The 26,014-nt window shown below is 66.8% G+C and carries 20 protein-coding genes; 19 read left to right on the top strand and 1 reads right to left on the bottom strand.

Features of this window, described 5'->3' with window-relative positions:
* Positions 1 to 10 precede the first annotated feature (10 nt).
* The 8 genes from hutU (at position 11) to hutG (ending at position 9,906) form a co-directional block, all read left to right on the top strand.
* The gene (hutU, locus tag AC1RTQ_RS19380; protein WP_492878105.1) at positions 11 to 1,732 is read left to right on the top strand and encodes a urocanate hydratase; all 1,722 of its coding nucleotides are present in this window, start codon (positions 11 to 13) and stop codon (positions 1,730 to 1,732) included.
* A 137-nt stretch (positions 1,733 to 1,869) separates the two neighbouring features.
* Entirely contained in the window at positions 1,870 to 2,436 is a 567-nt protein-coding gene (locus AC1RTQ_RS19385) for a HutD/Ves family protein (RefSeq protein WP_492878107.1), read from the top strand.
* Between the two features lie 139 nt (positions 2,437 to 2,575).
* A complete protein-coding gene (gene hutI, locus AC1RTQ_RS19390; protein WP_304351488.1) occupies positions 2,576 to 3,838 on the top strand; it encodes an imidazolonepropionase in 1,263 nt (420 codons plus the stop codon).
* 25 nt (positions 3,839 to 3,863) lie between these two features.
* Complete coding sequence (locus tag AC1RTQ_RS19395) at positions 3,864 to 5,252, top strand: FAD-binding oxidoreductase (protein WP_492878109.1); 1,389 nt, start codon at positions 3,864 to 3,866, stop codon at positions 5,250 to 5,252.
* Positions 5,249 to 6,391 carry a histidinol-phosphate transaminase gene (locus tag AC1RTQ_RS19400; protein WP_302092803.1) on the top strand — a complete coding sequence of 381 codons (1,143 nt, stop codon included), beginning with the start codon at positions 5,249 to 5,251 and terminating at the stop codon, positions 6,389 to 6,391. The genes AC1RTQ_RS19395 and AC1RTQ_RS19400 overlap by 4 nt, the downstream gene beginning before the upstream one ends.
* A gap of 3 nt (positions 6,392 to 6,394) precedes the next feature.
* Positions 6,395 to 7,624 (top strand): MFS transporter, encoded by a 1,230-nt coding sequence (locus tag AC1RTQ_RS19405; protein ID WP_492878112.1) that lies wholly within the window; start codon positions 6,395 to 6,397, stop codon positions 7,622 to 7,624.
* Entirely contained in the window at positions 7,621 to 9,048 is a 1,428-nt protein-coding gene (locus tag AC1RTQ_RS19410) for a formimidoylglutamate deiminase (protein WP_492878114.1), read from the top strand. The genes AC1RTQ_RS19405 and AC1RTQ_RS19410 overlap by 4 nt, the downstream gene beginning before the upstream one ends.
* A gap of 42 nt (positions 9,049 to 9,090) precedes the next feature.
* Complete coding sequence (gene hutG, locus AC1RTQ_RS19415) at positions 9,091 to 9,906, top strand: N-formylglutamate deformylase (protein WP_302092806.1); 816 nt, start codon at positions 9,091 to 9,093, stop codon at positions 9,904 to 9,906.
* 7 nt (positions 9,907 to 9,913) lie between these two features.
* On the opposite strand, the gene soxR is transcribed toward hutG, so the two are convergent.
* Positions 9,914 to 10,384 carry a redox-sensitive transcriptional activator SoxR gene (gene soxR, locus AC1RTQ_RS19420; RefSeq protein WP_302092807.1) on the bottom strand — a complete coding sequence of 157 codons (471 nt, stop codon included), beginning with the start codon at positions 10,382 to 10,384 and terminating at the stop codon, positions 9,914 to 9,916.
* Positions 10,385 to 10,725: 341 nt separating this feature from the next.
* Between soxR and AC1RTQ_RS19425 the strand changes: the two genes are divergently transcribed.
* From AC1RTQ_RS19425 to bioF, 11 genes are all read left to right on the top strand, one after another.
* Positions 10,726 to 11,934, top strand: a complete 1,209-nt coding sequence (locus AC1RTQ_RS19425; protein ID WP_492878117.1) for an efflux RND transporter periplasmic adaptor subunit — start codon at positions 10,726 to 10,728, stop codon at positions 11,932 to 11,934.
* Positions 11,935 to 11,945: 11 nt separating this feature from the next.
* A complete protein-coding gene (locus AC1RTQ_RS19430) occupies positions 11,946 to 15,140 on the top strand; it encodes an efflux RND transporter permease subunit (protein WP_492878119.1) in 3,195 nt (1,064 codons plus the stop codon).
* Positions 15,133 to 16,617, top strand: coding sequence for an efflux transporter outer membrane subunit (locus tag AC1RTQ_RS19435; RefSeq protein ID WP_492878122.1), 1,485 nt, complete (start codon positions 15,133 to 15,135; stop codon positions 16,615 to 16,617). Before AC1RTQ_RS19430 ends, AC1RTQ_RS19435 begins: the two co-directional genes overlap by 8 nt.
* Positions 16,614 to 17,288, top strand: a complete 675-nt coding sequence (alkB, locus tag AC1RTQ_RS19440; RefSeq protein ID WP_492878124.1) for a DNA oxidative demethylase AlkB — start codon at positions 16,614 to 16,616, stop codon at positions 17,286 to 17,288. The genes AC1RTQ_RS19435 and alkB overlap by 4 nt, the downstream gene beginning before the upstream one ends.
* 66 nt (positions 17,289 to 17,354) lie before the next feature.
* Positions 17,355 to 18,431 (top strand): homocysteine S-methyltransferase family protein, encoded by a 1,077-nt coding sequence (locus AC1RTQ_RS19445; protein ID WP_304351495.1) that lies wholly within the window; start codon positions 17,355 to 17,357, stop codon positions 18,429 to 18,431.
* A gap of 190 nt (positions 18,432 to 18,621) precedes the next feature.
* Positions 18,622 to 19,767, top strand: a complete 1,146-nt coding sequence (locus AC1RTQ_RS19450; protein WP_492878126.1) for a Fe-S oxidoreductase — start codon at positions 18,622 to 18,624, stop codon at positions 19,765 to 19,767.
* A gap of 258 nt (positions 19,768 to 20,025) precedes the next feature.
* On the top strand, positions 20,026 to 21,021 hold the full coding sequence (locus AC1RTQ_RS19455) for a porin (protein WP_492878129.1): 996 nt from the start codon (positions 20,026 to 20,028) through the stop codon (positions 21,019 to 21,021).
* A 464-nt stretch (positions 21,022 to 21,485) separates the two neighbouring features.
* Positions 21,486 to 22,559 carry a biotin synthase BioB gene (bioB, locus tag AC1RTQ_RS19460; RefSeq protein ID WP_492878132.1) on the top strand — a complete coding sequence of 358 codons (1,074 nt, stop codon included), beginning with the start codon at positions 21,486 to 21,488 and terminating at the stop codon, positions 22,557 to 22,559.
* A gap of 131 nt (positions 22,560 to 22,690) precedes the next feature.
* Positions 22,691 to 24,034, top strand: a complete 1,344-nt coding sequence (gene bioA, locus AC1RTQ_RS19465) for an adenosylmethionine--8-amino-7-oxononanoate transaminase (RefSeq protein ID WP_492878134.1) — start codon at positions 22,691 to 22,693, stop codon at positions 24,032 to 24,034.
* Positions 24,031 to 24,714, top strand: coding sequence for a dethiobiotin synthase (bioD, locus tag AC1RTQ_RS19470; RefSeq protein WP_492878136.1), 684 nt, complete (start codon positions 24,031 to 24,033; stop codon positions 24,712 to 24,714). Before bioA ends, bioD begins: the two co-directional genes overlap by 4 nt.
* Complete coding sequence (gene bioF / locus AC1RTQ_RS19475) at positions 24,711 to 25,907, top strand: 8-amino-7-oxononanoate synthase (protein ID WP_492878138.1); 1,197 nt, start codon at positions 24,711 to 24,713, stop codon at positions 25,905 to 25,907. Before bioD ends, bioF begins: the two co-directional genes overlap by 4 nt.
* The last annotated feature ends 107 nt before the right edge of the window (positions 25,908 to 26,014 follow it).

Below are 26,014 nucleotides of genomic sequence, written 5' to 3' on the forward strand. Positions count from 1 at the left end.
GGATACGATCATGAACGCCAACGACGCCATCATCAGCGCGGCCAAGCAAGACCCCCGCTACGACGCCAGCCGAGAAATCCGCGCCCCGCGCGGCAGCGAGCTGCACTGCAAGAACTGGCTCGCCGAAGCGGCCTATCGCATGATCCAGAACAACCTGGACCCGGATGTGGCCGAGAACCCCAAGGCCCTGGTCGTCTACGGCGGCATCGGCCGCGCGGCCCGCAACTGGGAGTGCTATGACGAGATCCTGGCCCAGCTCAGGAAGCTCGAAGCCGACGAATCGCTGCTGATCCAGTCGGGCAAGCCCGTGGGCGTGTTCAAGACCCACCCCGATGCGCCGCGCGTGCTGCTGGCCAACTCCAATCTGGTGCCCAAGTGGGCCAACTGGGAGAAGTTCAACGAGCTCGATCAGCAGGGCCTGTTCATGTACGGCCAGATGACGGCCGGCAGCTGGATCTACATCGGTGCCCAGGGCATCGTGCAGGGCACCTTCGAGACCTTTGTCGAAGCCGGTCGCCAGCACTACAACAACGACCTGACCGGCAAGTGGATTCTCACCGCCGGCCTGGGCGGCATGGGCGGCGCCCAGCCGCTGGCCGGCGTGCTGGCTGGTGCCTGCGTGCTGGCCATCGAATGCAAGCAGTCCAGCATCGACTTCCGCCTGCGCACCCGCTATGTGGACAAGCAGGCCAAGGATATCGACGACGCGCTGGCACTGATCAAGCATCACACCGAAAAGGGCGAGGCCGTCTCCATCGCGCTGCTGGGCAATGCGGCCGAAGTCCTGCCCGAGCTGGTCAGGCGCGCCAAGGCCGGCGGCATCCGTCCCGACATCGTGACCGACCAGACCTCGGCCCACGACCTGATCAACGGCTACCTGCCCGCGGGCTGGAGCGTGGAGCAATGGAACGCTGCTGCAGCCGACCCCGGCCAGCACCCCACGCTCAAGAAGGCTGCTGCCCAGGGCTGCGCCCAGCATGTGCAGGCCATGCTGGACTTCCAGGCCATGGGCATTCCCACGGTGGACTATGGCAACAACATCCGCCAGGTGGCCCTGGACGAGGGCGTGAAGAACGCCTTCGACTTCCCCGGCTTTGTGCCCGCCTACATCCGTCCGCTGTTCTGCGAAGGCAAGGGACCGTTTCGCTGGGTGGCGCTGTCCGGCGACCCCGAGGACATCTACAAGACCGATGCCAAGATCAAGGAGCTGTTCCCCGAGAACAAGCACACCCACCGCTGGCTGGACATGGCCAGGGAGCGCATTGCCTTCCAGGGCCTGCCCTCGCGCATCTGCTGGCTGGGTCTGGGCGAGCGCCACAAGGCGGCCCTGGCCTTCAATGAAATGGTCAAGAACGGCGAACTCAAGGCCCCCATCGTCATCGGCCGCGACCACCTGGACTGCGGCTCGGTGGCCAGCCCCAACCGCGAGACCGAAGCCATGAAGGACGGCACCGACGCCGTCTCCGACTGGCCGCTGCTCAACGCCCTGCTCAACACTGCGGGCGGCGCCACCTGGGTCAGCCTGCACCACGGCGGTGGCGTGGGCATGGGCTACTCGCAACACGCCGGCGTGGTGATCGTGGCCGATGGCACGGACGAGGCTGCGGCCCGCCTGAATCGCGTGCTCTGGAACGATCCCGCCACCGGCGTGATGCGCCATGCCGATGCAGGCTACGAGATTGCCGTGCAAGCGTCCAAGCGCCATGGCTTGAATCTGCCGATGGTGAAGTAACGTCGTCCCCCCTGAGCGGCCCCGCCGCCTCCCCCCAGGGGGACGACGCCCTTTGCTGCGGGACGGCCCTTGCTGGGCGTCCCGCACCTGGGGCGTGCTTGTTTTTAGAGCTTCGGCCTCACTCACAACAGTCTTCGATGCAACGCTTTGACCTGAACCAGATTGCGCCCAGCCCGTGGAAGAACGGGGGCGGCAGCACGCGCGAGATTGTCTGCTGGCCGCAGGGCGCGGGCATGGACAGCTTTGGCTGGCGCGTGAGCGTGGCCACGATTGCCCAGGCCGGCCCGTTTTCGGCATTCGCGGGCATAGACCGCCAGATCATGCTGCTCGATGGCGACGGGGTGCGGCTGCACAGCGCCCAGACCGGGCTTGAGCATGCATTGACCGAGCGCTGGCAGCCATTCGCCTTTTCGGGCGATATGGCGCTCGATTGCGATCTGCTGGGCGGCCCGTCCAGCGACTTCAATGTCATGACCCGGCGCGGGCAATGGTCGGCCCGGCTGGAGCAGCTCGGCGGCCAGGCCGAGGCGGGGCTGAGCGACGCAGGGCTTTGCATGGTGTTGCAAGGTGGCTGGAAATGCGCCGACGGGCGGATACTGCAAGCCGGCCAGGGCCTGTGGTGGAGCAGCGTCCGGCCCGAGCCGCTGGTCGCGCAGGCTGAGCAGGCCAGGCTGATCATGGTCAGCCTGACACCGCACAGTTAAAACAGGAGCAGCTTGCGCTCTTTGGTTGGTCATTTCAATGCGTATTGATATGGAAAATCAATAGAGGCAAGCGCATGAAGCTATGAAATAAGGAGCTTCATGGTTTGAATTGTCGTCATCGAACACGAGGAGCATCGCCATGGCGCAAGCTAATCCCCATCCCGCAGTCTCTGCCGACGGCTGCTGGCACAACCTGCGTCTGGCGCCGCAGCTGTATGTCTCCGAGGTGGCGGATATTGCCGAGGGCACGCTGGCCTGCATCGTGGTGCAGCAGGGCCGCATGGTCTGGGTGGGCCCGCAGGACGCCATGCCTGCCGAGTACCAGGCGCTGCCCAGGCACGATGGCGCAGGGCGCCTGGCCACGCCGGGCCTGATCGACTGCCACACCCATCTGGTCTATGGTGGCGAGCGTGCCAACGAATTCGCCATGCGCCTGGCCGGTGCCAGCTACGAGGAAGTGGCCCGGGCCGGCGGCGGCATCGTCTCCAGCGTCAGGGCCACGCGCGAAGCGTCGGAGGACGAGCTGGTGGCGCTGGCGCTGCCGCGTCTTGAGCAGTTGCTGGCCGAAGGCGTGACGGCCATCGAGATCAAGTCGGGCTACGGCCTGGCGCTCGAGCACGAGCGCAAGCAGCTGCGCGCCGCACGGCGCCTGGGCGAGCGGTGTGCCGTGACCGTGCGCACCACGTTTTTAGGGGCCCATGCGCTGCCGCCCGAGTACGCGGGCCGCAGCCAGGAATACACGGATCTGGTCTGCGAGCACATGCTGCCGGCGCTGGCCGCCGAAGGCCTGATCGATGCCGTCGACGTGTTCTGCGAACGCATCGCCTTCTCGCTGGCCGAGACCGAGCAGGTCTTCCAGGCGGCCAAGGCATTGGGCCTGCCCGTCAAGCTGCATGCCGAGCAGCTGTCGAATATGGAGGGTGCCGCCCTCGCGGCCCGCTATGGCGCGCTGTCCTGCGACCATATCGAGCATCTGTCCGAGCACGGCATCGCCGAGATGCAGAAGGCCGGTACCGTGGCCGTGCTGCTGCCCGGGGCCTTCTACACGCTGCGCGACACCAAAGTGCCCCCGATTGAGGAATTAAGGGCCGCCAAGGTCCCGATGGCCGTTTCTACCGATCACAATCCGGGTACCTCCCCGTGCTTGAGCTTGCTGCTCATGGCCAACATGGCTTGCACGCTGTTCCGTCTGACGGTTCCCGAGGCTCTGGCCGGTATCACCCGGCACGCCGCGCAGGCTCTGGGCCTGCAGGACGAGCAAGGACTGATTGCCGTGGGTCGCCCCGCCAATTTCGTGCTCTGGCCCGTGCAGCAGGCAGCAGAGCTGGCCTACTGGTTCGGCAACAAGCCTGACTGCACGGTGGTGCGCCAGGGCCTGATTGCACAGCAAGCCAAAGCCTGAATGCGGGGAGCGCGAAAGGTTGCTGATGTCTCACGAACAATTTCTCAATGAACTGATCTCCACTCTGGGGGCCGACGTGGTGCTGCGCGGCACGGACACGCCCGAGCGTTGCCGCACCGACTGGAGCGGCACGCCGCCCCGCCAGCCATTGGCGCTGGTGCGCCCACGCACCACGCAGGAAGTCAGCGCGGTCATGCGCCTGTGCAGCGCCCACAGGATTGCGGTGGTCCCGCAGGGCGGTCTGACCGGCCTGGCCGGTGCCGCAGTTCCGATGGAGGGGGCCGTGGCCCTGTCGCTGGATCGCATGAATCGCATCGAGAACATCGATGCCAAGACCGGACTGATGCAGGTGCAGGCCGGCGTCACCCTGCAAGCCGTGCAGGAGGCGGCCGTCGATGTCGGCATGGTGTTCGGCGTGGATCTCGGCGCTCGCGGCAGCTGCCAGATCGGCGGCAATGTCTCCACCAACGCGGGTGGCAACGGCGTGCTGCAGCACGGCATGATGCGCGAGCAGGTGCTGGGCCTGGAGGTGGTGCTGGCCGACGGCACGGTGCTGCCCATGCTGCGCCCCATGATCAAGAACAACACGGGCTACGACCTCAAGCAGTTCTTCATCGGTGCCGAAGGCACGCTGGGCATCATCACGCGCGTGCTGCTGCGCCTGCGTCCCGCGCCCCAGGCCACGGCCACGACGCTGGTGGCCATGCCCGATTTCGACTCGGCGCTGGCCGTGCTCAAGCGCATGCAATCGCGTTTCGGCAACAGCGTCGCGGCCTACGAGCTGATGTGGGACAGCTTTGTGCAGGCCTCCATGGCCTGGCTCAAGCTCGCCGCGCCTTTTGAACAGCGCTACCCCTTGCTGGCCCTGATCAATGTGGACGGCAAGGACGAGGCGCAGCTGCAAGGCGATGTGCAGCAGGTGCTTGAGGAGGCCATGGAAGCCGGCGAGGTGCTCGATGCCATCGTGGCCCAGTCGGTCGCCCAGGTGCAGCAGCTGTGGAAGCTGCGCGAGGCACCGGCCGAGCTCAACAACAATATGCATCCCGCAATCAACTTCGACGTGAGCCTGCCCCAGGCCGACATCGGCCGTTTTGCCCAAGCCTGCATGCAGGCGTTTGCCGCTCGCTGGCCTGCTCACCAGGCGCTGTACTTCGGCCATGTGGGCGACGGCAATCTCCATGTCTCGGTGGATGGCAAGACCGTCAACGGCGAATGCGAGCAGGTGGAGGAGCTTCTCTACCGCATCGTGGGCGAGATGCAGGGCAGCGTCTCCGCAGAGCACGGCATCGGCCTGCACAAGAAGCCTTATCTGAGCAACAGCCGCACGCCCGCAGAGCTGGCGGCGATGCGGGCCATCAAGCTGGCCCTCGATCCCCTGGGCCTGATGAATCCCGGAAAGGTGTTTGATCTATGACGAATGCTCTGGTGGCCTCGCTGGCCCGTGCCCAGGTTCGCCCGCTGCCCGCATACAACGCCGGCCTGTCCAATGAAGCGGTGCGGGCGCGCTATGGTGTGACCGATATTGCGCGACTGGCCAGCAACGAGAACCCTTTTGGCGTCAGCGCCTCGGTGCGCCGGGCGATTGCCGAGGTGGCCGACGATGTGGGTAACTATCCCGATGCCAACTGCACGGCCTTGCGCGAAGCCATTGCCGAGCGCACGGGGCTGCCCGCCGGGCGGCTGGTGTTCGGCGACGGCTCGGAAGACCTGATCAAGATTCTCTGCGAGGTCTTTCTCGCCCCCGGCGATCTGGTGGTGACCCAGCGCCCCGTGTTCGGCCTGCACGAAATCTATCCCAAGATGATGGGCGCGGAGGTTGAGCTCCTTGAGCTGAACGACGAGCTGGGCTTCGATGTGTCCCGCTGGTGCGCAGCCGTGGCCAAGGCCCCCAAGATCGCCTTCCTGCCCAACCCGTCCAACCCCGTGGGCTGCATGCTGGATGCGGCGCAATTTGCGCAGGTGCTGGAAGCCACGCCCGCCCACACCGTGCTGGTGGTGGACGAGGCCTATTACGAATACGCGCTGCATGACGATGACTACCCCGATGTGCTGGCCATGCTGGAGGCTCGGGTCGGGCCCTGGATCGTGCTGCGCACCTTCTCCAAGGCCTGGGGCCTGGCCGGCCTGCGCGTGGGCTACGGCATGGCCGACAGCGCCGAGCTGGTGGGCCTGATGGACAAGGTGCGCTCGCCCTTCAACGTGAACATGGCGGCCCAGCGTGCGGCGCTGGCAGCCTGGAACGATCCTGCGCACATGCGCAGCGGTGTGGCGACCACGGTGGCGCTGCGCGAAGATCTGCGCAGACAGCTGCTGGCGCTGGCCGGGCCGGGCCGGCCGCTGCAAGGCCTGCGCATTGCCCCCTCGGTCGCCAACTTCCTGTTTCTCGACCTGGGCCGTCCCAATGCCCCGGTGGCCGAGGCGCTGCTCAGGCAGGGCGTGATCGTCAAGCCCTGGAAGGAGCCCGGATTCGAGCATTTCCTGCGCGTGTCCATAGGTACCGAAGGCGACAACGCGCGTTTTGTGCAGGCCTTGCTGGCCGCGCTCGAGGTCTGAGCCATGAAGCTGTTCCGGGGGTGGACGATTGTTGCGGCGGCCCATGGCCTGCTCGCCCTGGCCTTCGGTGCCGCTTATTCCTTTGGCGCTTTTTTCAAGAGCATCCAGACGCAGTTCGATGCGGGCCGTTTCTCGGTGGGCTCGCTGTTCGCCGTGACGGCTTTGCTGTATTACTGCGTGGGAGCCGTTGCCGGCCCCCTGGCCGACCGCATAGGCCTGCGTCGCGTGACCGGTGCGGGGATCTTGCTGCTGGCCACAGGCTTTGCGCTGGCCAGTCAGACCCGCTCGCTGGCGCAGCTGTTCGTGGTTTTTGGCCTGTTCGTGGGCGGCGGCGTGGGCCTGATCTACGTACCGGCCCTGGTGGCCGTGCAGCGCTGGTTCATACGGCTGCGCAGCCGTGCCTCCGGCCTGGCCTCGGCCGGCACCGGTGTCGGCACGTTCACCGCGCCGCTGTTTGCGGGCTGGCTGCTGGAGCAGCAGAGCTGGCAGATCGCCATGCAGTGGTTCGCGCTGGCCATCTTGCTGCTGGGACTGCCGGCCGCGCTGTCCATGGTCGGCCAGCCTTCGCAGCTGGGCCTGAGCTGCGACGGTGATCCTCACCCTGCCCAGGCCGCAGCCAAGGCGCAGGGCATGGAGCTGTCCCAGGCCTTGCGCAGCAGCAGCTTCGGCTGGTTTTTCCTCGCCATTTTCCTGGCTTCGGTGAGCCTGTTTGCCGCCTTGGTGCATATCGCTCCCATGGCCCAGGGCCTGGATATCGATGTTGTTTCAAGCCAGTGGCTGATCGCCCTGATAGGCGCCGGCAATGTGCTGGGCCGACCGCTGCTGGGCGGTCTCGGCGACCGGCTGGGTGCGCTGCGTCTGCTCATGGGGCTGAGCCTTTTTCTGGCCCTGCTGCACCTGCTGTGGTGGCAGGCCCACGGCTGGGCTGCGCTGGCCGTTTTTTCCCTGCTGTTCGGCGCGGCGCACGGCGGCTGCATCGCCCTGTTTCCCGTCCTAGCCGCCCAGTGGTTCGGCACCTTGCGGCTGGGGTCCATTTTGGGCATTCTCTACATCAGCGTGGGTCTGGCGGCAGTCGCCGGTGCCAGCGCGTCCGGCTGGGTGTTCGACCAGACTGGCGGCTACACCCTGGCCATCCAGGTCAGCGCCGCGCTGGCCTTGCTGGCCGTGGCTGCGCTGGCGCTTGCGGCCCGTGGCCAGCGTTTGGCTTCATCTCCTTCAGGCAGTTCGAAATGATCATGCACTCTTCCTTCTCCAGCGGCACACTCTTTGCCGAAGACGCCTTACTGCCCACGGGGTGGGCGCGCAACGTCCTGCTGAGCTGGGATGAGAGCGGGCGTCTGGCCGAGGTGCTCACCGATGTAGATCCGCAAAGCGGCGAGGCCGGCGAGGTCGATACCGCCATCCGCGCCGCTGGTCCGGTGATCCCCGGCATGCCCAATCTGCACTCGCATGCTTTCCAGCGCGCCTTCGGCGGGCTGACCGAGTTCCGCGGCCAGGCGCAGGACAGCTTCTGGAGCTGGCGCAAGCTGATGTACGGCTTTGCCAACCGCATGACGCCCGAGGCGCTGGAGGCGATCGCAACCTGGCTGTACCTGGAAATGCTGGAGGCCGGCTACACCTCGGTGTGCGAGTTCCACTATGTGCACCATGATGTGGGCGGCAAGCCCTATGCCAACGATGCCAGCCTGTCCCTGGCGCTGCTGCGTGCGGCGCAGAAGACGGGCATCGGCATGACCTTGCTGCCCGTGCTCTATCAGACCAGCGGCTTCGGGGGGCTGCCGCCTCGCGAGGATCAGGCCCGCTTCATTCGCAGCACGGACAATATGCTCTGCCTGCTGCAGCAACTGGAGCCCGCGACCAGGGCGCAGCAGGCCGCTCTGGGCCTGGCTCCGCACTCGCTGCGGGCCGTGCCCCCGGACAGCCTCAAGACCGCGCTCGCGGGCCTGCATGCCATGCTGCCCAAGGCGGTCGTGCACATCCATATCGCCGAGCAGACCCAGGAGGTGGATGACTGCCTGGCCTGGAGCGGTCAGCGCCCCGTGCAATGGCTGCTCGATCATGCGCCCGTCGATGCGCGCTGGTGCCTGATCCATGCCACGCACATGACGCCCGAGGAATATGCAGGCGCGGCCCGCAGCGCGGCCGTGGCCGGCATCTGCCCCACCACCGAAGCCAACCTCGGCGACGGAATTTTCGACATGCCGGCGTGGCTCAGGCATGGCGGCCGCTGGGGCATTGGCTCGGACAGCCACGCCACGGTCAATGCGGCCGAAGAGCTGCTGATGCTCGAATACAGCCAGCGCCTGAGCTTGCGTCAGCGCAATGTGCTTGGCGGCGGCGCCCAGCCCCAGGTGGCGACCTCCATGACCTTGCAGTCGGTGGCCGGCGGTGCCCAGGCCTCGGGCCGTGCCATTGCCGGTCTGGCCGTGGGCCAGCAGGCCGACTTCGTGGTGCTCGATGCCCGGCATGTGGCCCTCAACGGTCTGCCGGCCGACAGCGGCCATGCGGCCCATGTGTTTGCCAGCCATCGCACTTCGGCCATTGCCGATGTCTGGGTTCGCGGCCAGCAGCGTGTGCAGGCCGGCCGCCATGCGCTGCACGAGGTTGCGCAACAGGGTTTTGTCCAGGCCCGCAAGGCATTGCTGCAAGGCGCCTGAGCGCGGCTTGCCATCAGATTTTTGACACAAGAGAGACGCTCCATGAGCCAAGCCATCGCCCCCTTTGTCTTTCACCAGGGTACGGCACCGCTGCTGATTTCCATGCCGCATACTGGCACCCATGTGCCGGCCGACATTGCGGCCCGGCTCACGCCCGAAGGGCGCGAAGTCCACGACACCGACTGGCACATGCCGCAGCTCTACGACTTCGCCAAGGCACTGGGCGCATCCATGCTGGTCGCCACGCATTCGCGCTATGTCATCGACCTGAACCGTCCGCCCGATGGTGCCAGCCTCTATCCGGGCCAGAGCGTGACCGGGCTGTGCCCGGTTGACGGCTTCGACAGCAAGCCCCTGTATGCGAGCAAGGACCTGGAGCCCGACGAGGCGGAAGTCGCCCGCCGCCGCGAGCTTTACTGGCAGCCCTATCACGCGCAGCTGCGCGCCGAGCTCGATCGCATCAAGAGCCAGCATGGCGTGGCCATGCTGTGGGATGCCCACAGCATCCGCTCGGTGCTGCCGCGCTTTTTCGAGGGCAAGCTGCCCGACCTGAACCTGGGCACCGCCGACGGCAAGAGCTGCGCGCCGGCACTGGCCCAGCAGCTGCTGGACATCGCGCAGCAGGCACCGGGTCACACCAGCGTGCTCAATGGCCGCTTCAAGGGCGGCTTCATCACGCGCAACTATGGCCAGCCGGAGCAGGGCTTTCATGCCGTGCAGCTGGAGATGACGCAGTCCAGCTATATGCAGGAGCAGATGCCGTTTGACTACCTGCCCGAGGTCGCGGCGCGCATCCAGCCCACCATGCAGCGTCTGCTGCAGGCTGCTCTGGCCTTCGCCCAAGCCAGCGGCCGCTGAGCCGAGGCTAGTGGCCTTCGGCCTGCAGCTCGTCGCCTAGCCAGCGGCGCGGCCCCGGGCCGCCGCGCTGGCATTGGTCGCCGGGGTTGTACATGCTGCAGACCTTGAGCGACAGGCAGCCACAGCCTATGCACTGGTTCAAGCTGTCGCGCAGACGCTGCAACTCGTCGATGCGCTCGTCCAGCCGCTGCTGCCAGATGCGCGACATCTTCTGCCAGTCGCCGCCCGTGGGCACATGCCGCGTCGGCAGCCGCGCCAGCTGCGCGGCAATCTCCTCCAGCGTGAACCCCACGCGCTGCGCAAACACGATGTAGGCGATGCGCCGCAGGCCCGAGCGGTGGTAGCGCCGCCTTCCGCCGCTGCTGCGCACCGATTCGATCAGACCCAGCGACTCGTAGAAGCGCAGCGCCGATGCGTTGACGCCGCTGCGCTGTGCGAAGTCGCTGATGCTCATCAGCGGATCATCCTCAATTTTCATGATGTCTTTCTCCGGGGCTTGACTTAAAGTTCACTTGAACTTGAAGAATGCCGCCATTATGATCGATAGCCGGTGGAGCCGCAATCAACGGCCCATGCGCTGGTCGGAGTTCTTCTGATATTCATAGCTGTATCCGCTTGATGAAAAACAATTTCAGATAGTTTTGTGTCTGAAGTCGTTTGTTAGAAAGCGATAGAAGCTATCTTTATTGAATCTCCCCCAGCGGCCTGCCAATGCTTTTCACAAGCCTGGCTGCTCCTGCACCTTATCGGCAGAGGCGGCCGTTCCGTCAGGCCTGCTGCCGCCAGCAGGGCAGGCGCATTCATTCAGGGAGAGTCCATATGTCAGTCCACTCCACGCCGCCGCTGCGGCCCTTGCTGCTGGCCGGCGGCCTCGCGGCGCTGGCCCTGTTGTCTGGCTGCGGCCGTCCCGGCGCGGGCGATGCCCATGCCGGCAACGGCCCGCCGCCCGCGCCCGAGGTGCAGGTGGCCGAGGTCGCCTTGCAGGCCATACGCCCCTGGGACGAGTTCAACGGCCGCATCGAGGCCGTGGATTCGGTGCAGCTGCGCTCACGCGTGTCGGGCTATATCGAGCGCATCGCCTTCGCCGAGGGCCAGGAGGTGAAGAAGGGCCAGCTGCTGTTCGTGATCGACCAGCGGCCCTATCGCGCGGCCCTGGCCAGCGCCCAGGCCCAGCTCGAACGCGCGCGTGCCGCTGCCGGGCTGGCGCAGACGCAGGACCAGCGCGCGCGCCAGCTGGTGGCGGGGAATGCGGTCTCGCGCGAGGAGGCCGACACGCGCTCCGCAACGCTGGCCCAGGCCACGGCCCAGGTGCGTGCGGCCGAGGCCGAGCTGGCCACCGCACGGCTGCAGCTCGACTTCACCGAGGTGCGCGCGCCCATCACGGGCCGTACCAGCCGCGCCCTGCTCACCGTGGGCAACCTGGCCCAGGCCGACCAGAGCGTGCTGACCACCCTGGTCTCGCAGGACCCGGTGTATGTGTATTTCGATGCCGACGAGCACAGCTTTCTGCGCTACCAGAAGTCAGGTCTGGCCGGTCTGGCCGACCAGGGCCGCGCGGTGCGCATCGCCCTGGTCGGCGACAGCGGCTTCGCCCATACCGGCACGCTGGACTTCAGCGACAACCAGCTGCAGCCGGGCACGGGCACCATGCGCCTGCGCGCGCGCCTGGCCAACCCCGAGCGGACGCTGACGCCGGGCCTGTTCGCACGCGTGCAGATGCAAAGCGGCCCGCAGCGGCAGGGGGCCGAGCCCCAGGCGCTGCTGATCGACGACAAGGCCGTGCTCACCGACCAGGACCGCAAGTACGTCTATGTGGTGGGCGAAGGCAATCTGGCCGAGCGTCGCGACCTCACGCTGGGTCGCATGGTCGATGGCCGGCGACTGGTGGAAAAGGGACTGGCCGCAGGTGACCGGCTGGTGGTGGGCGGCGTGCAGCGCATCTACTACCCCGGCATGCCCGTCAATCCCAGGCCGGTGGCGGCTGCGGCCGTGCCGCCCGTGCCGCCTGCGCCGGCCGCTGCGCAGTAAGGGGGAGTGCCATGGACTTCTCCAAATTTTTCATAGACCGGCCCATCTTCGCGGTCGTGCTCTCCATCATCATGCTCGCCGTCGGCCTGGTGGCCATTCCGCAGCTGCCGGTGGGCGAATATCCCGAGGTCGTGCCGCCCAGCGTGGTGGTGCGCGCCACCTATCCGGGCGCCAATCCCAAGGAGGTCGCCGAGTCGGTGGCCGTGCCGCTGGAGGAAGCCATCAACGGGGTCGAAGGCCTGATGTACATGAAGTCGGTCGCGGCGTCCGACGGCAGCCTGCAGGTGGTTGCCACCTTCCGCCCCGAGATCGATCCCGACACCGCCGCCGTGCGCGTGCAAAACCGTGTCAGCCAGGCCCAGAGCCGGCTACCCGAGGAAGTGCGGCAGTTCGGCGTGACCACGCAGAAGCAGGCGTCCACGCCGCTGATGTACGTGGGCCTGGTCTCCAAGGATGGCCAGCATGACGCGCTGTACCTGCGCAACCATGTCACGCTCAAGATCAAGGATGTGCTGGCACGCATTCCCGGCGTGGGCGACGTGGGCATCTACGGCGCGGGCGACTATGCGATGCGCGTCTGGCTGGAGCCGCACAAGGTGGCGGCACGCCAGCTCACGGCCGGCGAGGTGATCGCCGCCATCCGCGAGCAGAACATCCAGGTCTCGGCTGGTCAGCTGGGCGCCGAGCCCAGTGCGCAGAAGTCCGACAAGCTGCTGTCCATCAATGTGCGCGGGCGGCTGAAGACGGCCGAGGAGTTCGGCTCCATCGTGCTCAAGAGCGGCGAAGGCGGCCAGGTCGTGCGTCTGGCCGACGTGGCGCGTATCGAGCTGGGCGCCAGCGACTACACGCTGCGCTCGTGGAGCGACAAAAAGAACATGGCTGCCGTGGGCATCTTCCTGTCGCCGGGCGCGAATGCGCTGGGCGTGGCCGAGCAGGTCTACGCGGCGATGGATCGGCTCTCGAAGGATCTTCCCGAAGGCGTGGCCTTCGAGTCCGTCTGGGACCCCACGGTCTTTGTGCGCGACTCGATCAAGGCAGTGCAGAGCACGCTGATCGAGGCCGTGATCCTCGTGGTGCTGGTGGTCATCGTCTTTTTGCAGACCTGGCGCGCCTCCATCATTCCGCTGCTGGCCGTGCCCGTGTCCATCATCGGCACGTTCGCGGGCCTGTACCTGCTGGGCTACTCCATCAACACGCTGACCTTGTTCGGCCTGGTGCTGGCGATCGGCATCGTGGTGGACGACGCCATCGTCGTGGTCGAGAACGTGGAGCGCTACATCGGGCTGGGCCACAGCCCGCAGGAGGCAGCCCATCTGGCCATGAAGGAGGTCTCGGGGCCCATCATCGCCATCGCCCTGGTGCTGTGCGCGGTCTTCGTGCCCATGGCTTTTCTCAGCGGCGTCACGGGCCAGTTCTACCAGCAGTTCGCGGTGACGATTGCCATCTCCACGGTGATCTCGGCCATCAACTCGCTGACCCTGTCGCCGGCACTGGCGGCCAGGCTGCTGCAGCCGCACGGCGCACCGCGCGACGCGCTGGCGCGTGTCATCGACAAGGGCCTGGGCTGGCTCTTCCGGCCCTTCAACCGCTTCTTCGATCGCAGCGCCCACAGCTACCAGAACTCGGTGGACCGCTCGCTGCGCCGACGCGGCCTGGTGTTCGCGGTCTATGCGGCGCTGCTGGCGGCCACGGCCGTGCTGTTTCACGCCGTGCCCGGGGGCTTCATCCCCATGCAGGACAAGCTCTACCTGTTTGCCGGTGCCAAGCTGCCCGAAGGGGCGTCGCTGAACCGCACCGATGCGCTCACGCGTCAGATGGTGGAGACGGCCAAGAGCGTGGATGGCGTGGACATGGTCGCCGCCTTCGCGGGCTTCAATGCGCTGCAGTCCACGACCACGCCCAATCTGAGCAGCTCCTACATCATGCTCAAGCCCTTTGGCGAGCGCACCCGCAGCGCCGAGGCCATCAATGCCGAGCTGGGCGCCAAGTTCGCGCAGTTCGAGGGCGGCTTCGCCTATGCGCTGATGCCGCCGCCCATACAGGGCCTGGGCAACGGATCGGGCTATTCGCTGTTCCTGCAGGACCGCGCAGGCCTGGGCTACGCAGCGCTGCAGCAGGCGCTTGAGGCCTTTCAGGCCGAGATCGCCAAGACACCGGGCATGACCTACCCGGTCAGCAGCTACCAGTCCAATATCCCGCAGCTTGAAGTCAAGGTGGACCGCATCAAGGCCAAGGCCCAGGGCGTGTCGCTGACCGATCTGTTCCAGACCCTGCAGGCCTATCTGGGCTCGGTCTATGTCAACGACTTCAACGCCTTCGGCCGCGTCTGGCGCGTGATGCTGCAGGCCGATGCCGACTACCGCCAGGCCGTGGAGGACATCGCCCAGCTGCGCACGCGCAACGCGCGCGGCGAGATGGTGCCCATAGGCTCCATGGTCACCGTGGAGCCCAGCTACGGGCCCGATCCGGTGCTGCGCTACAACGGCTTTCCGGCGGCCGACCTGATCGGCGACTCCGATCCGCGCCTGCTGTCCTCGGCCGAGGTGCTGACCCGGCTGCAGGAGATCGCGCAGCGCACGCTGCCGCGCGGCATCGAGCTGGCCTGGACGGACCTGAGCTACCAGCAGGTCGAGCAGAGCCATGCCGCAGCCGTGGTCTTCGTGATCGCCGTGATGCTGGTGTTTCTGGTGCTGGCTGCGCTCTACGAGAGCTGGACCCTGCCGCTGGCCGTGATCCTCATCGTGCCCGTGTGTATCTGCGCGGCGCTGTTCGGCGTGTGGCTGGCCGGGGGGGACAACAATGTCTTCGTGCAGGTGGGCCTGGTGGTGCTCATGGGACTGGCCTGCAAGAACGCGATTTTGATCGTGGAGTTCGCACGCGAGCTGGAGATGCGCGGCTCGCCAACCGTCGATGCCGCGCTGCAGGCCTGCCGTCTGCGGCTGCGACCCATCGTCATGACCTCCATCGCCTTCATCGCGGGCGCCGTGCCCTTGCTGATCGGCAGCGGCGCGGGCAGCGAGGTGCGCGCGGCCACGGGCGTGACGGTGTTCTCGGGCATGCTCGGCGTGACGCTGTTCGGCCTCTTCCTCACGCCGGTGTTCTACGTCACGCTGCGCCGCCTCTCGGGCCGTTCGCTGGCAGCTCGCCCGCCCGCCCAGCCGGCCTCTGCTGTGTCACCCACATCCCTGGAGGGCCGCCATGTCTGAGATCCGCAAACCCTTGCGCCGGCATGCGCTGGCATGTGCCGTGGCAGGCCTCTCGGCCTTGCTCGCCGGCTGCGCCGTCGGCCCCGATTTCCGCGCGCCCGAGCTGCCCGCCGCTGGCGCGCAGTTCGCGCGGGCCGAGCCGTCCGCCGTCCCGCAGCAGGCCTCTCCCGAAACCGGCTTCGATGCCGCGTTCTGGCGTCAGTTCCAGGATGAGCAACTGACGCAGCTGGTCGAGCAGGCCCTGCGGGCCAACCAGGAGCTGCGCGGTGCGCTGGCGCGGCTGGATGCGGCCCAGGCCCTGCTGCGCGAAAACCGTCTTGATCAGCTGCCCACGCTCACCGTGTCGGGCCAGGCGCTGCAGCAACGACGCAGCGAAAGCCAGGCACCAAGCGGGACACCAAGCGGGCCGCGCAGCCAGCGCAGCTACAGCGCCGGCATCAACGCGAGCTGGGAGCTGGACCTGTTCGGTCGCGTGCGCCGCAGCATCGAGGCCGGCAGCGCCGACCTGCGCGCCAGCGCTGCCGATCTGGCTGCGCTGCAGGTGGTCATTGCGGCCCAGGTCGCGGCCAGCTATGCCGATCTGCGCGGCTGGCAGCAGCGCCTGCATCTGGCCGAGGCCAATGCCGCCAATCAGCAGGACACACTGCGCCTGGTGCAACTGCGGCTGGCGCATGGCAGCGGAACCGAGTTCGATCTGGCGCGCGCCCAGGCGCAGCTGGAGACCACGCGCTCGCGCATTCCGGCGCTGCAGGCCCGGATCGCCGTGGCTCAGCACCGGCTGGCCGTGCTCGCCGGCCAGGTGCCAGAGGCTCTGATCGCAGCGCTGGATGCGCCGGCCGCGTTGCCGCAGTTGCCCGAGACCATCGCTCCCGGCACGCCCGCCGAGCTGCTGCGCCGTCGCCCCGATGTGGCCGCCGCCGAGGCGCGTCTGCATGCCGCCACGGCGCGGGTGGGCGTGGCCACGGCAGAGCTGTTCCCGCGCCTGTCGCAGGGCGGTCTGCTGGGCAGCTCTGCCCTTGGCGCGGGCGCGCTGTTCGAGGCCGGCAGCGCCAGCCGCAGCGTGTTCCTGGGTGTGGACTGGTCTTTTCTCGACGTGGGCCGCGTGCGCGCGCGCATCGCTGCCAGCGAAGCCGGTGCCCAGGCCGCGCTGGCCCACTACCAGCAAAGCGTGCTGCTGGCGCTGGAGGACACCGAAAACGCCCTGGTGGGTCTGGCGCGCACCCGCACCGAGGACGCCCATCTGGCCCAGGCTGCCGAGCAACGCGCACGCGCCGAGCAGCTCGCGCAGCGCCGCTACCGCCTGGGCAGCGTGGGCCTGTACGAGGTGCTGGACGCGCAGCGAGATCTCTACGCGGCCCAGGACGCGGCCGCCGACAGCCGCGCGCGCGGCCTGCGTGCCGCCGTGGCGCTGTATCAGGCGCTGGCTGGCGGCTGGGAGGGGCCGCCACCGACCAGGCCTATGATGGCGTTGCAATGACGCTTTCGCTGTTTCCTGTCGACCCCTTGCCCGCCGAAATCATTGATGACGGCGCCGTGCTGCTGCGCGGCTTTGCGGCAGCCCAGGAGCAGCGCTGGGTGGCCGAGGTGACGGCCTTGCAGGCGCGGGCCGCATTTCGCACCATGCAGGTGCCCGGGGGCAAATTCATGTCGGTGGCGATCAGCAACGCCGGCGGCTGGGGCTGGATTTCGGATCTGCGGGGCTACCGCTACAGCGCCGTCGATCCGCAAACCGGCAAGCCCTGGCCTGCCATCCCGGCTTTTCTGGGCGAGCAGGCGGCCAGGGCTGCGGCGCTGGCCGGCTATCCGGGTTTTGCGCCCGATGCCTGCCTGATCAACCGCTATCAGCCGGGCGCGCGCATGGGCTTGCACCGCGACCAGGACGAGAGCGACTTTGCTGCGCCCATAGTCTCGGTCTCGCTGGGCCTGGCTTGCAGCTTTCTCTGGGGCGGGCTGACGCGCCAGAGTCCCACCCGGCGCCTGGCGCTTACCCATGGCGATGTGCTGGTCTGGGGCGGGCCCTCGCGCCTGGTGTTTCACGGTGTCGCCCCGCTCAAGCCGGGCCAGCACCCGCTGCTTGGCCATGAGCGCTGGAATCTGACGTTCCGCATGGCCAAGGCTCGCTACCCGGCAGGCCTGCCATCGGAATAGGCGCTGGCAGCAGGGCAATGCCCGGCTGCCCGGCAAAGCCTGCCAGCTTTCCTACAATGGCGGTCTATGAGCCAGTCGCACCCCACCCCCGCCTACACCCGAGCCCAGGAGCTGCCCGCAACGCTTGCCAAGCGCCTCGTCATTCTTGACGGCGCCATGGGCACCATGATTCAGCGTTTCAAGCTGGGCGAGGCTCAGTATCGCGGCGAAGGCTATGCCGGTGCCGACGGTGCGGGCGAGCGCTTCAAGGACTTCGCCCATGACGTCAAGGGCAACAACGAGCTGCTGTCGCTGACCCGTCCCGACGTGATTGGCGACATCCATGAGAAATACCTGGCTGCCGGCGCCGATCTGATCGAGACCAACACCTTTGGTGCGACCACGATTGCGCAGGAGGACTATCACATGGCTGATCTTGCCTATGAGATGAACCTCAAGAGCGCCCAGCTCGCGCGTGCTGCCTGCGACAAGTACAGCACGCCCGATCACAAGCGCTATGTGGCCGGCGCCCTGGGCCCCACGCCCAAGACGGCCTCCATCAGCCCCGATGTGAACGACCCTGCCGCGCGCAACATCACCTTCGAGCAGCTGCGCCAGGCCTATCTGGAGCAGACGCTGGCGCTGATTGAAGGCGGTGCTGACGTGATCCTGGTCGAGACCATCTTCGACACCCTCAACGCCAAGGCCGCGCTGTTTGCCGTGGACGAGGCCTTCGAGCAGACCGGCGAGCGCCTGCCAATCATGATCAGCGGCACGGTGACCGATGCCTCGGGCCGGATTCTGAGTGGACAGACCGTGACGGCCTTCTGGCACAGCGTGCGCCATAGCAACCCGCTGTCCGTGGGCCTGAACTGCGCGCTGGGCGCCACGCTGATGCGTCCCTATGTGCAGGAGCTGGCCAAGGCGGCTCCCGACACCTTCATCAGCTGCTACCCCAATGCCGGCCTGCCCAACCCCATGAGCGACACCGGCTTTGACGAAACACCCGAGATCACCAGCCGTCTGGTGCACGAGTTCGCGGCCGAAGGTCTGGTCAATATCGTGGGCGGCTGCTGCGGCACCACACCCGACCATATCGGTGCCATTGCCAAGGCCGTGCAGGCCACGACCACACGCAAGCTGTTCTACCCGGCAGAAGCCTGATTCCGCCCGGAGTGGTTCGCCCCCGGCCCGCGCTTCGGATCGCAGGCGTGAACCATGCGGCTCCGGCACGACCTGGGCAGCCCTGGTGCTGGAGCCACAAGCGCTGGCAGCTCTTTTTCCGATGCTCTTATCCGCAGGGGCGGGCACAATGGCCTGATTCCGGCTTTGCTGCCCCGCCACCGACGACCGCATGACTGCACCACTGCAACCCGTTGCCCCCGTACTGCCCGTGTCCGTGCCCACGGCTCAGGCGGCTGCGCAGACCGGCAATGTGGCAGCGGCCGCTGTCCCGGACCTTCCCGCAGCGCAGCAACCGCCTGCCGCTCAAGCGGTGCCCCCGGCGACCAGCATGGTGCAGTGGTCGCCGCAAACCTTGCAGAACCTCAAGCTCCAGGCCTTTGAGCATCTGATTGCTCAGCTGGCCCTGCAGGTGCAAGCGCAGCCCGGTGCGCCTGCGGCGAGCTGGCCCAGTCAGGGCCTGCCAGCGGCCGTGCAGCAGTTTGTGCAAAACCTGCTCGCGCAGGTTCAGGTCAGCCTTCAGGGACAGGCCCAGCCCTTGCAACTGCTGGCCGGCCAGCAGGGGTCGGTTGCGCTGATGCAGGCCTTGGCGCAGGCTGCGGCGTCTGGCGCACAGCCGCCCAGCTCCGCTTTGCAGACGGCGGCGGCCCTGTCGCCCACGGCGGCCGTGGCGCTGGAGCAGGCGCAGCAGGGCATGGCGGCAGCACCTGCAGGTGGCGCTGCCGCACCGCGTCTGCCCCAGCTGCAGAACTGGCTGGTGCAGCAAGGCACGCTGGTCACGCCGCAAGGCGAGCGCAGCTTTTCCCTGACACTGCAGGTGCCCGCCGCCTGGGCGCAGGCTGTGGGCGCGCCAAGCATCCCGGCAGCCCAGGCGCCGGGGACGGCCCTGCGCCTGCCCATGGCGGATCCGGGTGTCCTGAGCAGCGGCCCTCTGGCGCTGGTGGTGCAGCCGCAGTCATCGGCGGCGACCAGCACGCTTGCCACCAGCGCATTACTGTGGCTGGAGCTGCAGCCCGTCACGGCGATCGCGGCTCAGGCGACGCCGGCACAGATGGCCGCTCTGCCCCTGGCCCTGCCCGCACCGGCGCTGGCGCAGGAAGTGCAGCAGTTGCTGCAGAACAAGTCCGATCCCTGGCTGATGATGGCTGCGGCCCAGGCTGCCAATGCCCTGCCTGTGCCGCGCCGCAGCAGCGAGCACCGCTCGCATCTATGCATGACCGAAGGCTGTCAGTACCAGGGGCTGGCACCTTGCGCCCAGCCGTTTTGCAGCGAGATGAATCGCATCTGGGCCACCTCCGGCGTGGCGCGCAGCGGCTGAACCAAGCTGACGCAGGGCTGGACTCTGCCAAGGCCCAACTTTCATAATGCATCCCGTTGCCTGCTTTTTGAGCGGGCTTCTTGGGTCGGAATTGGCAGCCCCGCTGCCAGCCATGTTCCGGCTGTCTTCAGTGCATCAGGCAGGGCCTGACTGCCTGTCATCGCCTCATCTCACAGGTCTTCGACCTTCTCTGTCTTCTGCTGTGCCAAGGGCTGGCTGCGGGGGCAGTGACTTCACAATTCAAGGAGAACCACCGGCATGCGCTTGCGTACTGGCATTGCTTGTTCCACATGTTTCACTCTTTTGTCTGCCGTGCTGCCTGCGGCAGCCCAGTCTTCCAACGTCAGTATTGGCGGCCTGATCGATGGCGGCATCTATCGCGGCTTTGATGGCACGGCCCAGGCCGGCACGATTCAGCGCAGCAATCTGGCCATTGCAGGCTGGGAAGACCTGGGCGGCGGCCTCAAGGTCACCTTCCGTCTGAGTGCGCGTTTCGATATCGACACCGGGCGTCTGGAGGATCAGGGCAGCAAGCCGTTCTGGCACGACGAGTCCACGGTAGGCCTGCAAGGCGGTTTTGGCCACGTGCGCCTGGGCCGCGCCCTGTCGGCCATGTGGTCGCAGGACTGGAAATTCGACCCTTGGGCCAACTTCAATCGCATTTCCTCACCCGCCTGGTATCAGTGGCACTACCTCACGCCTACCGACCGCTACAGCAATAACGGCACGGCCGAGTATGGGCGCATGGCCAACGGCATCTTCTACGACTCGCCCACGGTGGGCGGATTCACCCTGCATCTGAGCGCCTCGCCCGAGCGCACCGAGGTGCCGCTGACCTTGCGCCGCGAGGGGCGCGGTTACTCGGCCTCTCTCAACTATGACTCGGACAGCCTGAGCGGCATGCTGGCCTTCGAGCGCAACGGCAGCGGTGACAAGGACACTTTTGTCGCGGGCAAATACCGCTTTGGCGCAGCCGCCGTGATGGCCGCCTGGGACTACTCGCGCGTGGCCCAGACGGCACTCTCGGCCAAGGCCCTGACGCTGGGTGCCACCTATCAGATGGGGCAGACCACGCTGAAGGCCGGCTACGGCCGCCAGCGCATGCAGGAGCAGACCAATCATTTCTACTCCCTGGGAGCCGACTACGCGCTGTCCAAGCGCACCACGCTCTATGCCAGTCTGGGCCGCAAGAGCTACGAGTACGGCGCGGATTCGGGGACTTCGTTCGGTGTGGGCATGGCGCACGCCTTCTGAGACAGGGCCTCCCGCCCTCCAGCCGCAGCCTTGCTGCGGCTTTTTTGCGCTCGGTGTGAATGTCCAACAAGAGTTGAGGGAATTAAATCCGCCAGTTTTGGGTGTTTGTCCGCCTTTGCACGGACGGCACAGCACCGTTTTTGGCCCTGAGCCAGGCCATGTCCGGGTAAAAATCGCCAAAAACCGTGTTTTTTGACGATATCTACGCTCTTCCTCGTTGAAATCCAAAGCGTGAATCTGGTGCATTGCGTTGAATTGAGCGCACAAGGGCTGCAGTTGACGGAAGTTATAGCTGGCTGTTTCGAATGCGCGCTGAAAATCCGTCAAATGCATCGAAGTGGCATTCAAAAATAGCGCTTCTTGCTGCAACTCTTTGGTGGTCAACTATTTGCATGCGGGCTCTGTAAATCCTTGATTTTTTTGCCCAAAATGCGCGGCATTCCCCCGATTGAGGAGAGACCGCGATGTCCCATTCCATGCCCGAGCAAGACCACCCAGCCCGCAACGCCGACGCACAGCAAGCCGACGCCTGCGGCAGCCAGACCATGCACTGGCATGCGCCGGCCAAGCCCGCTGCGGTACCCGAAACGCAGCGCTGGCCCGTGGAGGCCGTGCAGTCCCTGCTGGATATGCCTTTCCTGGACTTGCTGCACCGAGCTCAGAGCGTGCATCGCGAGAACTGGCCGGCGGGCGAGATCGAGCTGGCGACCCTGCTGTCCGTCAAGACCGGCGGCTGCCCCGAGAACTGCGGCTACTGCCCGCAGTCGGCCGAGTTCGACACGGGCGTGAAGGCCGAGAAGCTGATGAGCGTGGAGGAGGTCACCCGCGCCGCCAAGGCCGCTCAGGATGCCGGAGCCACGCGCTTTTGCATGGGCGCCGCCTGGCGTGCGCCCAAGGACCGTGACATCGAGAAGATGAACGAGCTGATCGGCGCGGTGAAGGGCCTGGGCATGCAGACCTGCGCCACGCTGGGCATGCTGCAGCCCCATCAGGCGGCATCGCTGCGCGATGCGGGTCTCGACTACTACAACCACAACCTCGACACCGCGCCCGAGTATTACAAGGATGTGGTCAGCACGCGCCAGTACCAGGATCGGCTGGACACGCTGTCTGCCGTGCGCGATGCGGGCATCAGCGTGTGCTGCGGCGGCATCATCGGCATGGGCGAGACCGAGGTCCATCGTGCCGGCCTGATTGCCCAGCTGGCGAATATGCAGCCCTACCCCGAGTCCGTGCCCATCAACAGCCTGGTGCCCGTGCCCGGCACGCCGCTGGCCGACAGCGAGCCGGTGGATCCGCTGGACTTTGTCCGTGTGATTGCCGTGGCGCGCATCACCATGCCCAAGGCCCGCGTGCGCCTGTCGGCCGGCCGCCAGCAACTGGGTGAGGCTGTGCAGACCCTGTGCTTCATGGCTGGGGCCAATTCCATCTTCTACGGCGACAAGCTGCTGGTGACCGGCAATCCCGATGTGCAGGCCGATACCACCTTGATGCGCAAGCTGGGCCTCAAGGGCCTGGGGGCATCGGCCGCGCGCTGATCCCTGAACCTTCCCCGGCCATCGCGCCGGGGGCTTGTCTTTCCGGATTGTCTGGCCTGGCCTCTTGCTCAGGTCAGGCCCCGCCGTGCCTGCGATCTGGCAAGGCCGGTGATTCGCCTCAGGAGTTTTTGATGGACCACAGTCTTGCCAGCCGCAGCGTGCGCCATGTCTGGCACCCTTGCACCCAGATGAAGCGGCACGAAGCTGCGCCGCCGATTGCCATTGACCATGCCATCGGGCCCTGGTTGGTGGATACCGATGGCCGCCGCTATCTGGACGGTATCAGTTCCTGGTGGGTCAATTTGTTCGGTCACTCGCATCCGCATATCCGGGCGGCGCTGACCGAGCAGATGCACAAGCTCGATCATGTGATGCTGGCCGGTTTCACCCACGCCCCCGTGGTCGAGTTGTCCGAGCGCCTGGCCGGTCTGACTGGCCTGGGCCATGCGTTCTACGGCAGCGACGGCGCTTCGGCCACCGAGATCGCACTGAAGATGAGCGCCCATTACTGGCGCAACCAGGGGCATCCTGCCAAGCACCGCTTCGTGGGCCTGGCCGGCGGCTACCACGGCGAGACCGTAGGCGCGCTGTCGGTCACCGATATTGCGCTGTTTCGCGATGCCTATGGCCCCCTGGTGCGTCTGTCGGCCACCGTGCCCAGCCCCGATGCACGCCAGGCCCGGCCTGGCGAATCCGCTGCCGATGTGGCTCGCCGCGCAGCACAGGGCCTGGAGGCCTGGCTGCAAGCGCATCACCAGGAGACTGCGGCCCTGATTCTGGAGCCGCTGGTGCAGTGCGCTGCCGGCATGGCCATGCACGATGCCGAATACCTGCGCCTGGCCAGAGCGCTGTGCGACCGCTATGCGGTGCATCTGGTGGTGGACGAGATCGCCGTGGGCTTTGGCCGTACCGGCAGCCTGTTCGCCCACCAGCAGGCCGGCATCAGGCCGGACTTCATCTGCCTGTCCAAAGGGTTGACCGGCGGCACGCTGCCCTTGTCTGCCGTGCTGACGACTGATGAGGTCTATGCCGCGTTTTATGACGACGATGCTGCGCGCGGCTTTCTGCATTCGCACTCCTATACCGGAAACCCCCTGGCCTGCCGCGCTGCCGTGGCCACGCTGGAGCTGTTCGAGCAACTGGACCCGCTGGCCGCCAATCGGCAGCTGGCCCGGAAAATCAGTGCGGCATTCGCCGGGCTGAATGCTTACCCCCGCGTCAGCAACGCGCGCCAGCAGGGAATGATCTGGGCCTGGGACGTCGATACCGCCTTGCCGGACTTTGCGCAGCGCTACCACCAGGCGGCGCTGGATCTGGGCCTGCTGCTGCGCCCCATCGGACGCACGCTGTACTGCATGCCGCCCTATGTGCTGGACGATGCCGATATCGCCCACCTGGGCCAGGCCGCGCTGGCCGCGCTGAACACCGCCTTGCAGCAGGAAGCGGAGCTTGCCGCGAAGAAGGCAGAAGCATGATCGGCTGTTTCGTCACGGGCACCGATACCGGTGTGGGCAAGACCCTGGCCAGCTGCGCGCTGCTGCACGCACTGGCAGGCCATCATCCGCGCGTGGTGGGCATGAAAGCCGTGGCCGCAGGCGCCGATCCCGACGGGCAGGGCGGCTGGGTCAACGAAGACACGGTGGCCCTGCGCGCTGCCTCCACGCTGGCCGTGGCGGCAGCGCTGGACAACCCCGTGCTGCTGCCCGACCCCATGTCGCCGCATATCGCGGCGCGGCGCGCAGGCGTGGAGGTGACGCTGGCGCCGATTCTCGACGCCTACCGGCAGCTGGCCGCGCAGGCCGATGCCGTGGTGGTCGAGGGCGCGGGCGGCTGGCGCGTGCCGTTGTCGGACTCTCTTTGCATTGCCGATCTGGCCGTGGCGCTGCAGCTGCCCGTGGTGCTGGTGGTGGGCCTCAAGCTCGGTTGCCTGAACCATGCGGTGCTGACCGCCGAGGCGATTCGCGCCGCCGGCTTGCCGCTGGCGGGCTGGGTGGCAAGCCGTGTGGAGCCGCAGATGCTGGTGCCCGAGGAAAACATGGACTGGCTGCGCAACCAGCTGGGACGGCTTGGCGCGCCGCTGCTGGCCGATATTCCGTGGCAGGCCACTCCCGATCCTCGTCTGACCAGTTTCTCTTTGCCCAAGGAATGGCAATGACCGCATCTTCCAATTTCTGGCTGCAGGATATTCCACAGCAGCTGGCTGCCCTGGACGCCGCCGCGCTGCGCCGTACCCGTCGTACCGTAGCGCCCCTGCAAGGCGCGCGCATCCTGGTCGACGGGCAGCCCATGCTTCAGTTCTGCAGCAACGACTATCTGGGGCTGGCCCAGCACCCGGCCATGATTGAGGCGGCCTGCGCCGGTGCGCAGGACTTTGGCGTGGGCTCGGGCGGCTCTCCCATGGTCAACGGCCATAGCACGGCCAATGCTGCGCTGGAGGAGGAATTGGCCCGCTTTGTGCAACTGCCGCGTGCGCTTTATTTCTATGCCGGGTTTGCCACCAACGCCAGCATCATTCCGGCGCTGATGGGGGCGGGCGACGCCATTTTTTCGGACGCTCTGAACCACGCCAGCCTGATCGATGGCTGTCGTCTGTCGCGTGCCCAGATCCACCGTTTCGGGCATGGCGATCTGGACGCATTGGAGCAGCTGCTGGCTGCTTGCCCGCTGCAGCGCAAGCTGGTGGTGAGCGATGCCGTCTTCAGCATGGACGGCAATGTGGCTGATATCGAGGGTCTGCTGGCCCTGTGCGAGCGCCATGACGCGCTGCTGCTGCTCGACGATGCCCACGGCTTTGGCGTGCTCGGCCCGCAAGGCCGCGGCAGCCTGGCGGTCGCAGGGCTGACGGGGGCCAAGGCTTCGCCACGCGTGCTGTACATGGCCACGCTGAGCAAGGCGGCCGGCGTATCGGGTGCCTTTGTGGCAGGGCATGAAATGCTGATTGAGTGGCTGCTGCAAAAAACGCGCAGCTACACCTTTGCGACCGCAGCACCGGCGATGCTGGCGCGCGCCCTGCAGACCAGCTTGCAGCTGATAGAGCAGCACAGCGCTTTGCGCGAGCAGCTGCAGGCCCGTATTGCCCAGTTGCGCGCGGGCCTGCAGCCCTTGCTGCAGGGCACGGGATGGCAGCTTTTGCCATCGGAAACGGCCGTGCAGGCACTGGTGGTGGGCCGCAATGACGCTGCGCTCAGCCTTATGGAAGGACTGCGCCGCCGCGGTCTGTGGGTGCCGGCGATTCGCCCTCCCACCGTGCCCGCGGGCACGGCACGGCTGCGCATCGCACTGTCGGCGCTGCACACCGAGGCGGATGTGAACCAGCTGCTGGCGGCGCTGCAGGAGCTGGCAGGCTGACGCCGTCCGGGTCTTTGCGAGGAGTCATCTAGGCAAAATCAGACTCATCAGATCTGCTGTCGATGCGACACAAGCGCAGGCCGTCGAGCTCGGCGAGGCGTCGGAGC

The sequence above is a fragment of the Comamonas sp. GW821-FHT11H03 genome (genome assembly GCF_058807955.1).

Bases quoted from the DNA above. Each gene is read 5' to 3' on its own strand.
- hutU (WP_492878105.1), top strand. From the start codon at position 11: ATGAACGCCAACGACGCCATCATCAGCGCGGCCAAGCAAGACCCCCGC.
- AC1RTQ_RS19385 (WP_492878107.1), top strand. From the start codon at position 1,870: ATGCAACGCTTTGACCTGAACCAGATTGCGCCCAGCCCGTGGAAGAAC.
- hutI (WP_304351488.1), top strand. From the start codon at position 2,576: ATGGCGCAAGCTAATCCCCATCCCGCAGTCTCTGCCGACGGCTGCTGG.
- AC1RTQ_RS19395 (WP_492878109.1), top strand. From the start codon at position 3,864: ATGTCTCACGAACAATTTCTCAATGAACTGATCTCCACTCTGGGGGCC.
- AC1RTQ_RS19400 (WP_302092803.1), top strand. From the start codon at position 5,249: ATGACGAATGCTCTGGTGGCCTCGCTGGCCCGTGCCCAGGTTCGCCCG.
- AC1RTQ_RS19405 (WP_492878112.1), top strand. From the start codon at position 6,395: ATGAAGCTGTTCCGGGGGTGGACGATTGTTGCGGCGGCCCATGGCCTG.
- AC1RTQ_RS19410 (WP_492878114.1), top strand. From the start codon at position 7,621: ATGATCATGCACTCTTCCTTCTCCAGCGGCACACTCTTTGCCGAAGAC.
- hutG (WP_302092806.1), top strand. From the start codon at position 9,091: ATGAGCCAAGCCATCGCCCCCTTTGTCTTTCACCAGGGTACGGCACCG.
- soxR (WP_302092807.1), bottom strand. From the start codon at position 10,384: ATGAAAATTGAGGATGATCCGCTGATGAGCATCAGCGACTTCGCACAG.
- AC1RTQ_RS19425 (WP_492878117.1), top strand. From the start codon at position 10,726: ATGTCAGTCCACTCCACGCCGCCGCTGCGGCCCTTGCTGCTGGCCGGC.
- AC1RTQ_RS19430 (WP_492878119.1), top strand. From the start codon at position 11,946: ATGGACTTCTCCAAATTTTTCATAGACCGGCCCATCTTCGCGGTCGTG.
- AC1RTQ_RS19435 (WP_492878122.1), top strand. From the start codon at position 15,133: ATGTCTGAGATCCGCAAACCCTTGCGCCGGCATGCGCTGGCATGTGCC.
- alkB (WP_492878124.1), top strand. From the start codon at position 16,614: ATGACGCTTTCGCTGTTTCCTGTCGACCCCTTGCCCGCCGAAATCATT.
- AC1RTQ_RS19445 (WP_304351495.1), top strand. From the start codon at position 17,355: ATGAGCCAGTCGCACCCCACCCCCGCCTACACCCGAGCCCAGGAGCTG.
- AC1RTQ_RS19450 (WP_492878126.1), top strand. From the start codon at position 18,622: ATGACTGCACCACTGCAACCCGTTGCCCCCGTACTGCCCGTGTCCGTG.
- AC1RTQ_RS19455 (WP_492878129.1), top strand. From the start codon at position 20,026: ATGCGCTTGCGTACTGGCATTGCTTGTTCCACATGTTTCACTCTTTTG.
- bioB (WP_492878132.1), top strand. From the start codon at position 21,486: ATGTCCCATTCCATGCCCGAGCAAGACCACCCAGCCCGCAACGCCGAC.
- bioA (WP_492878134.1), top strand. From the start codon at position 22,691: ATGGACCACAGTCTTGCCAGCCGCAGCGTGCGCCATGTCTGGCACCCT.
- bioD (WP_492878136.1), top strand. From the start codon at position 24,031: ATGATCGGCTGTTTCGTCACGGGCACCGATACCGGTGTGGGCAAGACC.
- bioF (WP_492878138.1), top strand. From the start codon at position 24,711: ATGACCGCATCTTCCAATTTCTGGCTGCAGGATATTCCACAGCAGCTG.